The organism is Enterococcus sp. C65 (genome assembly GCF_040887165.1).
Lineage (GTDB): Bacteria > Bacillota > Bacilli > Lactobacillales > Enterococcaceae > Enterococcus_B > Enterococcus_B hirae.
Genome location: NZ_JBFOFG010000002.1, coordinates 289,556 through 301,921, shown reverse-complemented (window position 1 = coordinate 301,921; position 12,366 = coordinate 289,556). Strand labels below are relative to the sequence as shown.

Annotated in this window: 9 protein-coding genes and 1 other annotated feature; all 9 genes read right to left on the bottom strand. The window is 36.1% G+C overall.

Going from position 1 to position 12,366, the window contains the following annotated elements; all coding sequences use genetic code 11:
- Window positions 1-5 precede the first annotated feature (5 nt).
- Complete coding sequence (gene nhaC, locus AB3I12_RS03495; RefSeq protein WP_010720262.1) at window positions 6-1,382, bottom strand: Na+/H+ antiporter NhaC; 1,377 nt, start codon at window positions 1,380-1,382, stop codon at window positions 6-8.
- Window positions 1,383-1,704: 322 nt separating this feature from the next.
- Window positions 1,705-3,123 (bottom strand): tyrosine-tyramine antiporter, encoded by a 1,419-nt coding sequence (gene tyrP, locus AB3I12_RS03490; RefSeq protein WP_010720263.1) that lies wholly within the window; start codon window positions 3,121-3,123, stop codon window positions 1,705-1,707.
- Between the two features lie 513 nt (window positions 3,124-3,636).
- Entirely contained in the window at window positions 3,637-5,511 is a 1,875-nt protein-coding gene (tdc, locus tag AB3I12_RS03485; RefSeq protein ID WP_063626480.1) for a tyrosine decarboxylase, read from the bottom strand.
- 289 nt (window positions 5,512-5,800) lie between these two features.
- Complete coding sequence (gene tyrS / locus AB3I12_RS03480) at window positions 5,801-7,057, bottom strand: tyrosine--tRNA ligase (RefSeq protein WP_010736915.1); 1,257 nt, start codon at window positions 7,055-7,057, stop codon at window positions 5,801-5,803.
- A 94-nt stretch (window positions 7,058-7,151) separates the two neighbouring features.
- Window positions 7,152-7,357, bottom strand: a binding site (T-box leader).
- Between the two features lie 375 nt (window positions 7,358-7,732).
- Complete coding sequence (locus AB3I12_RS03475; protein WP_063626479.1) at window positions 7,733-8,389, bottom strand: HI_0552 family protein; 657 nt, start codon at window positions 8,387-8,389, stop codon at window positions 7,733-7,735.
- A gap of 121 nt (window positions 8,390-8,510) precedes the next feature.
- Window positions 8,511-9,341, bottom strand: coding sequence for a hypothetical protein (locus AB3I12_RS03470; protein WP_231105530.1), 831 nt, complete (start codon window positions 9,339-9,341; stop codon window positions 8,511-8,513).
- A 107-nt stretch (window positions 9,342-9,448) separates the two neighbouring features.
- Window positions 9,449-10,540: a hypothetical protein gene (locus AB3I12_RS03465; RefSeq protein ID WP_063626478.1), complete on the bottom strand. Its 1,092-nt coding sequence runs from the start codon at window positions 10,538-10,540 to the stop codon at window positions 9,449-9,451.
- Window positions 10,541-10,764: 224 nt separating this feature from the next.
- On the bottom strand, window positions 10,765-11,367 hold the full coding sequence (dhaL, locus tag AB3I12_RS03460) for a dihydroxyacetone kinase subunit DhaL (protein ID WP_063626477.1): 603 nt from the start codon (window positions 11,365-11,367) through the stop codon (window positions 10,765-10,767).
- A 14-nt stretch (window positions 11,368-11,381) separates the two neighbouring features.
- Window positions 11,382-12,365 (bottom strand): dihydroxyacetone kinase subunit DhaK, encoded by a 984-nt coding sequence (gene dhaK / locus AB3I12_RS03455; RefSeq protein WP_063626476.1) that lies wholly within the window; start codon window positions 12,363-12,365, stop codon window positions 11,382-11,384.
- Window position 12,366: the final 1 nt, after the last annotated feature.

Sequence of the window (12,366 nt, the reverse complement as noted above, 5' to 3'; positions counted from 1 at the left end):
CTAGACTATTCACTGGTACGTTTTTTCATCTTTTGATTAAGCCAGAAACCACTCAAAATCGTAAAAATCGGTGCTAAGATCGAGAAGAAAGTAAATGGTAGATATTGTAATGCACTGACTTTCATCGTGCCCATAATAAAGGTACCACTAACTCCCCACGGAACGAGTGAATTAACGGTTGCTCCAGCATCTGCCAAAGTTCTGGTAAGATACTTTTTATTAACGCCCGCACGATCAAACGATCGCTTAAAGGTTTCGCCTGGTAAAATGATCGACAAGTACTGTTCGCCTACGATCAAATTGATCCCGATACAGCTTAATGCTGTAAAGCCAACCAAGCGAGAAGGCCGATCCATTTTTTCTCGCAATTCCTGAACAATCGTTTCCACAATCGTATATTTGATCAACAAGCCACCCAAAGCTAAAGCTAGAAGAATCAAGCTTGCTGAACCAAGCATACTAACAATTCCCCCTCTTGAAAGCAATTCATTGATTTTAGGGTCTGCTGTATGGGCAACATAGCCGTTCATTAAAATATTAGCTACTTTTGACATCGTTAAATGTGGTTGATTGATGAAGGAAAGAACAATCGCAGCAGTTGAACCAACTAGTAGTGTTGGAATCGCTGGAATTTTTTTAATCGCTCCACCAAACAAGATCACTAATGGGATCAACGTCCATGGAGAGATCCAGAAACCTGCTTTCATGTTTTGGATCATATCCGTGATCGCATGTAGATCCGCTGTGTGACTTCCATTCCCAAGAAAAACATAAAATAACATAGCAATTAAAAATGCCGGCAAATCAGTGTAACGCATTTGAGCGATATGCTCAAATAAATTTACTTCTCCGATCCCTGCCGCCAGGTTCGTAGTATCAGATAACGGCGAACAATTATTTCCTAAAAAAGCCCCCGAAACAACTGCTCCTGTCGTCATCGCATCACTAAAACCTAAAATATGACCGATTCCTAAAAAAGCAATACCGATCGTCGAAATCGTTGTAAATGAGCTTCCCACCGTAATCCCGACGATTGCACAAACAAGAAAAGCAGTCGGTAAGAAAAAGCGAACCGAGATCAATTGGAAACCATAAACCATGATCGTTGGAATTGTTCCAGATAAAATCCACGAAGCTACCAAAACACCAATCAACAGAAAAATCAAAATTGGGATGATCCCTGGAGTAATTCCTTTGACAATCCCATCATGAATCTCATCCCATGAGAAACCTCTAAATCGTCCGTAAAATAACAAACACATGAAAGCGATTAGTATAGGAATATGCGGAGACAATTGAAATCCAATAATCAGTATTCCTAATATCGCCAACAATATGAATAAAACTGCCATACTTTCTTTCACAGATATTTTTTTATTCATCGTATCTTCTCCTATTTTTTTTACAAAAAAAGCCCTACCTAAAAAAAGCGTTCTTTTGGTAGGACAACTGGTCATAGCATCATTTTTTTGTTTTAGCGGATAGACGATGCTAATGACGATTATTTTCTCAAATCCGCTGAACCTTATGATTAGCGTTATTTTCGCAAAGGTTCCCTGATTAAAAAGCATACATTTGGCAAACCATGCTGTAACAGACATGAGCTACTTCTGGAACACCGTTTGTTAGGAATAAGGGACTGTGACAAGATTTTTGTCATAGCCCCCTTCCCTATTTACATTTTTTACTTGCTTCTTATTTATTCTATTCTTTTAAACTCTTTTCTACTTCGCTTCCCCAAGAATCATTTTTAAAACGATTGATAATCAAAGGAATGACAAACATAACGATTGCAATAACTGCTACCAATAATGCATCCGTCAAGGTAGATGTTCCTAAAGTGGATACAACTACTGCAATGATAGAGAAAATCAACATGCAGCTAACTACCCAAGCCATTCCATTTCCTTTTTTACCAATTCGATAAGGACGTTCTAAATCTGGATGGCTTTTTCTCATTTTGATCAATGAAACAGCAATCAAAATATAGACGATACAATAAATAACAGTTGTAGCATTTGTTAATGTTAAGAATACAGCACTGACGTCATCCATTACGCCGTAAAGTAAAGCGAATAATGAAATAACGATTGATTGAGTTAATACGACATTACGAGAAACACCATATTCATTTTCTTTATGGAATCCAAATTTAGGTGGTAAGAAACCTTCACGTGCTACTTGGATAATCGTTTTAGATGGTCCAGTTACCCATGCAGATAATTGAAGTAACACACCGATAAACACCATAAAGCTGAAGATGTTCCCAATAATTGTTGGTAAGCCAAGGATTTGGCAATAAATCAAGATTGGTTGCGTAATGTTTGCTAATTCCATTTTTCCATTTGGTACAACATTGGCAACTAACATTGCATTGATCACGTTCAATAAAACAAGACCAATCAACGCAATAAAGACCCCTTTAGTGTAGTTTTTCGTTGCATCTTTTAAACGAGGCATATAAACAGAACTCATTTCGATACCAACAAAAATAAATGTGATACCTGCAAGATATTTCAATGATTCACTATGTTGTAAATCTGGGAAAGCTTTTGACCAAGAAAAATCTCCTAAGTAACCATTAGATACTAGACCCACTTTGAATGCGGCGAATAAACCAAGGACAAACATGATAACCACTGGGATATACACACCTAACCAAACGCCGATGTTCCCACCAACTTTGGCCATATCAAATTTCAAGTTCAAAATTGTAATGATCCAATAAATAACTAAAATACAACCTAATACAAATAAATGATTATTGCCTAATTCTACGTTCCCGAATGTATTTCCTAATAATGGACCTAATGTTGATGCAACCATAACCATCCCTGGGAACATTTGAACCCAAAGCAACCAGGCAACAACAAATCCCCATTTACTTCCTAAGGCAGTTTTGACCCATAATTGTGGTCCACCTTCTTGTGGAAGCATCGTAGAAAGCTCACCAGAAACCATCGAAATAGGACCGGCAAAAAACAGTACGGCAAAAATTGAATAAAAAATCAATGTCCAACCAACGGCTGCTAAAGTCGGAATACTCCGAACTGTCGCACACAAAGCCATCGTCAGACCGACAAAGGTCCCAAGACCCATTTTACTTACTTGTGATTTACTCACTGTTGACACGCTCCTTGTTTTTTTTGAATAAAAAAACGTTGTCTTCAAAGTAATCCCAAGTCGCAAGACAAAAGCCAAGAGGTTGTTCCCCACAACTTTTTTAGTATAAAAACGATGCTTAGTGACTGGATTTTATTAGTTATTATTTGCTAAAAAAGAAAAATCTGAAATAGTCTTGTGTTCCATTCGCTGTATTTGTATTGAAGCTTTTCGATCTTTCTCTTCATTCATACCAAATACCTAAAAGAGCGCAAGCTATTTCATTACAACCTCGGCTGTTTTGAACAGATTACTTGTATCGCTTCAAAGACAACCTGTAAAACAAAAAACACCTGAGCAGATAACAGAAGTGCTGAGCTCAGAAAAACCAGCAGAAGAATCTAAAAAATAACTTTTTGTATTTTAAAGATCCTTCAACTGTATTTTTCGATTGAGCTACCACCGTTTATTCGGTTTTATAGCATACAATAAAAGTGACTTCTACTTCTTATACTCAGAATGTTTTTTATTTTATTATTTTTCTTCGCTTGCTAGTAATTGATTTGCGTAGATTTTTTCTAATTTTTCTTGAAGAGCTGCTTTGATTTTTCCAGCATATTCTTCGAAGTTTTCTGCTTTATTCATGTATGGTGTCATTACACTTGCACGTAAAACAGTTACTTTTCCTGCACGGTTCCATTCTTCATCTGAGAAACCTAATTGGTTCACAAATTGTAATGGGCTGTTGCCATAATCTGGAATAGCAAAGTCAGTGTGTGATGTCAAGAATTCATTACCATAGATGCTACCTTTAACGTATGAAGAGTAGTCATAAACGTCATGATTCAATTTGTTCATTGCAACTAGATCGTCGTTGCCTTTTTCTTTAAATACATAGTCAACCATATTGAAATCTGGGTAAGTTAATGGATGTACTTCGATTTCTTTATCGCCGACTTTAAATGATAAATCTTGTAAGAAGTTATAGAAACGATGTGCTCCTTCGATTGAAGCTCCCATCAATTTACCATAACCAGTTACATTAAGTGGTAAGACATGATGTGCAGCCCAAACACTAGCAGCAGTTGCTCCTGCTTTTGAACCTTCTAAAATGTATGCACCAAGTAATGCTGGGATATCTGCGCCTTTTTCAAACACGTAAGTAGCAAAGTAAGAAATAACGTCGCGCATACGTACGTCTTTGATGACGATCCCACCAGCTGAGTAAGGAACATAACCCATTTTATGTGGATCAATTGTTACAGATTCTGCTTCTTCAATTGCTTTGAAGGCACGGTGTACATCTTCTAAGATATAATCTTTGTTTTCTGTAAATACATGATGTTTTGCATGAACATCTTTTAATTCTTCAAATGGAATAAAGTTATTTTCTTCGTCTAAGAAAATGGAACGACCATAACCGCCGTAAGCAGCATCAACATGCAAGTAGAAGTAAATACCATCTTTTTCTAATACTCGACGTAATGCAACGATTTTATCGATACCGTCAATGGCTCCTTCTTCTGTCGAACCAACAACACCGACTACACCCAAGATTGGTGTTTTTTCAGCTGCTAGTTGACGAACGATTTTTTCAAGTTCGTTGATATCCATTCGATAGTTGTGATCAACTGGTACAGGGATTACTTGATCTAACCCGATACCGATGATATCAGCTGCTTTTAGCCATGAGTAATGTTTCGTTTGTGGTACTAACCATTTTCCTAATTGTTGTAAATGTTTTCCGCTACGTGCAGAATGTGCTTTGATGTCATCAATTTTTTCTGGAACACTATCTAACAAGTCCATGATTTCTTTTGTAGACATGTTCATCAATTCCCAGTCATTTTTTCCTGAGACTAATTCAGGTGCAACTTCTTTCATTGCAAGTGGAAGTGATTTGATGTTACGTGCATACCAAAGACCTTCTAAGTTAGCTAAAGAACCATCAGCAACGATGTGTCCCCAGCCATCTTTATAGCCCATTAATTTCGCAAACTCTAGTCCTACTTCTTCTTCCATTTGACTTGTTGCTGGAGAAGATTCGTAAGCAACGTTGTTACCATTCCATAGCATTGCGAAATTATATGCTAGTAAAGATGGCATTAATGTTTCAGAGTTCATATGACCCCAATAACGTCCAGCTGTATGCCATGGTACTGAGTGAGTACGCATACGAGCTGAGATTTCAGATAAAACATCTTTTGTTTTATTGACTGTGTGCTCAAAACTTGCACTACTTTGTTCTTCTGGTGTAATAACTGGCATGTCTTGTGGCATGTAGTTTTGTCGCCAGCCTAAATGTTCATCTACTAAATCGTTCAACAAATCTTTATAGAGTTGGCCGTTCTCCGCTTTGTCTCCGATAAATAGTGCATTTAGGTTTAATTCATTTGACAATGATTCCATGTGAAACCCTCCTAAAAAATATTTAAATTTTGTCGAGCCCTACATTACACCTGTTTTTTATTTCTGTAAACTAAATCACAAGTGGTTTTTTAATCATTTTATAATAATTGTCAATTGTGTAAATTGTTTACACATTTAAAAAAATTAAAAAAAACGAGGGAATTTACAAAAGTAAATTCCCTCGTAAAGATTGTATTAACGAGATCCCACGTCACCCTTTTAGGTTGGGTTTCAAAATTGGAATCTTGTAATAGAGTTGACCATTTTCAAGCCAAAAAATTACTAAATTCTAATCAACTACTTTGGCCAAAAAGTAATTTTTCTTACCCTTTCGAATAACCACAAACTTACCATCAAATTCCTTCGATGGATCTATGACAAAATTTAAATCGGTAACACGGTCACCGTTAATACTTATAGCTCCGTTTGAAACATCTTCACGCGCTTGACGTTTTGATGGTTCAATTTTTGTGGAAACCAATAATTCCACGATATTTTCAGGCTTACTTGAAATTTCAACGTTTGGCATTTTACCAAATCCTTGAGCGATCTCAGCTGCATTTAATTCTTTGATGTTTCCAGAGAACAATGCTTCTGTTATTTTTTGTGCTTCTTTCAAGTCTTCTTCACTATGAACGAATCTCGTCACTTCTTCTGCTAAACGTCGTTGTGCTTCACGTTTTTCAGGTTCAGTTTCAACTTTTTTCGCCAAATCTTCAATTTCTTCTTGTGATAAGAAAGTAAAGAATTTCAAGTATTTCACAACATCTCGGTCATCTTGGTTCAACCAGAATTGGTAGAACTCAAATGGTGATGTTTTCTCAGGATCTAACCAGATAGCGCCACCGGCAGTTTTACCAAATTTTGTCCCATCCGCTTTTAACATCAATGGGATCGTTAAACCGAATGCTTCTGCTTCTGGTCCTTCTAATTTACGGATTAAGTCTAATCCAGCTGTGATGTTCCCCCATTGATCAGCACCACCGATTTGTAGTTGAACATCATATGTTTTGTGTAAGTGCAAGAAGTCAATTGATTGCAAGATTTGGTAAGTAAATTCTGTAAATGAGATACCGACTTCCAAACGACTTGCTACGATATCTTTCGCTAACATCGTGTTAATATTGAAGTTTTTACCGTAATCACGTAAAAATTCAAGTAATGAGATTTTTGATAACCAATCATAGTTATTCACAAACGTGATGTTTGCATCTTTCCCAAATAATTTTCTCATTTGGTTAGATAAAGCATCAACATTATGTTGGACTTGTTCCATTGTTTGTAAGACACGTTCTGTCTTACGACCACTTGGGTCTCCAATTGTACCTGTTCCGCCACCAATCAGAATGTATGGATGATGTCCTGCCAATTGAAATCTTTTCATCATCATAAATGGAATCAAATGTCCGATGTGCATAGAATCCCCAGTTGGGTCAACTCCGCAATATAGTGAAATACTCTTTTCGTCAACAAGTTCACGAAGTCTTTCTTCATTCGTTTGTTGGTTAATGGCATCACGCCAAGTTAATTCGTCGATAATATTCATGTTAAATCCCTCCGTATCATTTTATTGTGAAAGCAGGAACCTGCTATCATTCATACTAATTAAAATCAATAAAAAAAATCCCTTGGTTAACTAACCAAGGGACGAAATCTCGCGGTACCACCCATTTTATATGTTTCATTCAAAACATATCACTCAAACATTTAACGCTGTCACGTGACAAATCAATGCCAAAGGCTCCTAAAATGTAATTCGTCTTAAAGCTTGTACTAGTTCTCAGCAACCACTAGCTCTCTGAAACATTGGCTTTAATAACTACTGCGTTTTGATCATTGCCTGTTATCAAGTTAATATGTGTCTATCATAGAACGCTATTTTTTCTTTGTCAATAAAAAAGATAAAAATTTCTTTCTATACTTCTTCAACAATGGAATAAAACAGTAAAATCCGAACATTCTTTTTTTAAAATTATTTGCATCCAATTACCTAAAATAACTCATTGATCCCTTTATTTCATCCGTTTTTTCTAAGATGAATGATCCATTCAATGGCGCTCATTTGACCATCAAATGAAAATTTTAAAACTTTTTGAAGCTTAAGAAAATTTTATAAACTAGTATTTATCAACGACAAATTTACTTCTTTTACTTTATTATTTTAACGTTTTCGATCATCTAAGCGATCAGATACCCCTTTCTCTCACCCTACTGAATGTTATTATTTCCCATTCAATCGAAGGTATAAAGGCATCAATTCCTGCATACCATCTAGAATCAACTTTTCAGCATCTTTTAATTCATTCGGATAAAAATAAAGCTTACCAAGTTGGAAGGTTTTATCCTCCATTGCTTTTTTTAATTCGATTTGTTTTTGCTTATCCGTCAAATAGGTGGCTAACGGCAGGTGATCCACCAGTTCATGTTCTGGTTGTGGCCAAATATAATACTCTTCAACTGGAATGTGCTTACTCCATTCCTCTAAAACCGTTAGTAGATGATTGAAGGACGAAATACTTCCTTGGCGTTCTTCACTTTTATAGTGTTGAAACATCAAATAGATTTGGAATTGTTTTTTATTTAGCAAAGTAGCTAAACAAGCATTTTCCTGTTGGCGTCCTTCACTACGGTACGCACACCAAAAATGGCTTCTGAGATTCCAACCATTCGTCCAACTTTCGATTTTTGGTTTTCTCATCTGCCATTGCAAGGGGGTTGCTTTTGCCACTTGTTCATTCATTTTTTTCCACTTTTGCCAGTGTGTTTGATACCTCACCTTAAGCTGTACTAATTCTTCAGTAGTATAACTTTCTTTTAGCTGCTTAAAGGTATACATCGAACGATCAAATAATTCATAATCACTAGTTAATAAATCCATTCCGCCACTTCTTTCTTAACGATTTCCCTATCCTACATTGTAAAGACTATCAATGAGAGAAACAATAAAAATAGCAAGAAAAGAGTGAGCATGGAATTATTTCGGTGAAAATACTCGATAATCATCTTCCTTTATCATTTAGATCTTGTTTTGCTTGTGTAATTGGTTGTCTATTAACTGGATTCTGCTTTGTTGTAGTTTCCTGTACTTTGTCTTTTAATTGAGCTTTTTGTCGCTGTCCATTCCCTTGTTCTAATTCCATATGCTTTTCCAGAGAGGCGATCAGCTTATCTGTATATTCTATATCTTGTTTTACCAATCCTTTAAAACTATTAATCAAAGGCATCATTTTGGCAACCAGAAGTGGTGATTGACTCTGAGTAGTGTTTTCCAGTTGAACATTCAACTTTCCAAACTGCTTTCTTTCCTTGCTCGCATCTTTCTTTAACTTTTCAAGACTTTTTGTTCCTAGAAGTTTTTTCCCTAATGCTAACTCAGCTTTTTGAGCGTCAATTTCTTTTTTCAACATATATTTTTGTAACCAATTCACACCTTTTGCTAATTTTTCTTCGTTTTTGTTCATACTATCCTGCAATTTATCGATTCGTTGAGTCAAATGAACCTTCATATTTTCCTGATCTCGTGGTTCTACGTCTAATTTTTTTGCATGATTTAAATAATTTAATCGATTCATCCGTTCTTTTTTCAAATAAGAAACTCGAGCATACTGCTTTTGTCTTTGCTTATCTAACTCTAGGATCGTTTTATATGTATGTAAAAATTCCTTATCCAATAGCATGGGAATTTTCAGCTCTATTCTCTTTTTTTTATTTCCATTTACCACAGTTAATTGGTAAATCTTGATGTTTTTTTTTGATAATACATTTTTTTCAACAAGCTTAAAAAGTTGCTTTTTTGTTTTGAGCTCTTCTGCTTTTGGTAGTCTTGGCATTTTTTTACTCCTTACCATTTAATAATCGAGATATTTCGAAAACGAATGCGTTGTGCCTAAACTTAGACGAAACGCATTTGGACAAACGAAACTTTCCAAACATATTACTAATTACGTGAATCGTGTTCAGGCGTTGATCTTTGTTGTTTCCCTGGTTGGCTTTGCTGTTTCCCTGGTTGGCTTTGTGGCTGCGTAACCCCTTCTATCAGAGTATATAATTCACGTGGACCATTTGTTTTTTGTTCATCATTTCTTTTCATTTCGGCTTGTACTTTATTCTGATATTCATGTAACTCCGCATTTAGTACTTGTGGGCGATAATTCTTGATATTTTCAAATCTCTGCTGTGTCTCTAAGAAATTTTTTTCGGTCGTATAAATTGAGCGAGCAAGTTCGCCTAATAGCGGTGCCACGTACGGAAATAGACTGGCTGATACTCTATTATTTAAATCTATAAAACCTTTCTTCACCATACTAAATTGTTCATTCATATTCAAATCAGAATATTCTTTCGTTATTTTATTTATCCATTTCTTCTTTATCTTTTCACTATCAACCTCTCCACTCAAATTATAGCCTTTCCCATAAAGTGATGTTAGATCAGACTCCAGTTTACCTTTTATAAGCTTTTGTTCATCTTCCAATGAACGCTTCTCTTTTTCCAATGCTCCTATTTCACCTGTAAAATAACTTAAAAATCTTCTAAACGGTGAAGCTTTGATCTTATCGATTTCATCAGTCTTCTCCTTGATTAGTACTGGTATTGCATTTAACCGATTCAATTTGTTATCAATGTTGTTTTTTTCACTAGTGTAGCTAGTCAATTCTACGCCTATCTCTTCTTCCAACGACTGAATTTTTATTTTCATTTTGTCTTCATCACGCTCTAACTTGTTTTGCATACTAATTACTGAACTCATGTCTTTATTTAGTTCAAAACACTTTTGTACTTCTTTTTTAGGAACAACTAATGATTCCTTATATGAACCAAAAGAATATTCGCTCATTAGACGTAGATCTGATTTTCCGTGTTTTTTCAACAGGTTTTGTTTGTTTTGTTCAATTGACGCAATTTTAGCTTTGTCGTTAGTGACATACGCTGCTATACTTTCCTTTTTATATTTCTTAAATTTCTCTTCCTGTTCCATTTCTAAACTAGATACTGCCACATTTTTATTTTTGTTATTTAAATCCCCCATATCTGCTTATCTCCTTTATTACTTTAGTGTGTTAAGAATAACACGCGCGACAACTGTTATTTCTCCGACATTTTCTCAGTTTGGAAATTTTTGTTTTAAAATTGTTTATCCTTTGTTTTTTTGATTTGAAAGCAGATTCTCATAAGTGTTCTGGAATAGAAAAAAACTGACTTTTGTTCCCATTTTTACTGGTCAAAAAGTCAGCTATATAAATATTTTGTTATTTATGATTCTATATTAGTTAATAAAGTTTCAAAGAAAATAGCACTAGAAGCTGCTCCGGGATCGATATGGCCAATGGCTCTTTCCCCTAGATAAGAGGCACGTCCTTTTTTAGCTACTAAATCTTTTGTATGTTCCTTCGCTTCTTCAATCACTTCTTCTGTTAATCGATTATTCTTCAAGGCTTCAGTAACAGGTAACCAGACATCTAGCATCGTTTTCTCTTCTGCTTCTGCTTTCCCCCTAGCTTGAATCCCATTTTTTCCTTCTTCAATGATTTTCCCTAATTGTTCTTGTGATGTAATCACATCAATGTCTTTTGTAGCCTTCATCATATTCATAAAGGCAGAACCATATAATGGTCCAGAAGCACCTCCAACTTTTGAGATCATTGCCATCGAAAGAACCTTGAACGTGTCACTGATCGTTTTCGGTTGTTCTTTTTGAAACACTTCTTGATAAGCCGTCATCCCTCGCCCCATATTATTGCCATGATCGCCATCACCGATCGGCGTGTCGAGCTCACTCAGATAACTTTTATTTTCATCGATTTTCTCTGTAAAATCCGTTAACCACGCTTGAATTTCTTTGACCGTTAGTTCCATCATTCTCCCACCTTCTACCACGAAATTGTGTGAACTTCACTTTCCAATGCTTCCTGCCATTTCTTAGTTGTTAGGTCAATCATCGTCAGAGATAATCCTTGCATGTCTAAAGAAGTCATAAAATCACCGACTTTATGAAATGTCACTTTGACTGCTTCTTGATCGAGTAATGATTGGACATCATTCATAAAAACAAAAAGTTCCATCAATGGCGTGCCACCCATCCCATTAACTAGCACTCCAACTTCTTTTGGTTTTTCTGGGTAGTCAGCTAAAATTTTTGTTACTAATTCTTCAGCTAATACTTTAGCAGGTTGCAACTTTTCTCTACGATAACCAGGCTCGCCATGGATCCCTACTCCGTATTCGATCTCATCTTCGGCTAATTCAAATCCTGGCTTTCCTACTTCAGGAACCGTGGCCGCACGCAATGCCACACCAATCGTCTTGATCGCTGGAACTAGTCTATCTCCTAGTTCCTTCAATTCTTGCAAGGATGCACCTTTCCTAGCGGCATCCCCTAAGATTTTATGCACAAGAACTGTTCCAGCTACTCCACGTTTGCCAGCAGTATATGTGCTATTTTCCACCGCAATGTCATCATCCACTACAACACTTTCTACTTCAATCCCTTCCATAGCCGCCATTTCTTTAGCCATGTCAAAATTGAGTACATCTCCTGTATAATTCTTGATGATCAATAAAACGCCTTTTCCTTGATCCGCTTCTTTGATAGCTATCTGAATCTGATCAGGCGTCGGCGAAGTAAAAACATCTCCTAAAACTGCAGCACTCAACATCCCAGAACCAACAAAACCTGCATGCGCTGGTTCATGACCACTTCCTCCCCCAGAAACCAAGCCAACTTGTTCTACTTGATCATTTTTTGCTACTACTCGAGAATCAGCTACTTGGTGAATCATTTCTGGATAACTTATCACTAAACCAGACAACATTTCTTCTACGATCGTACTAGGATTATTCATGATTTTTTTCATT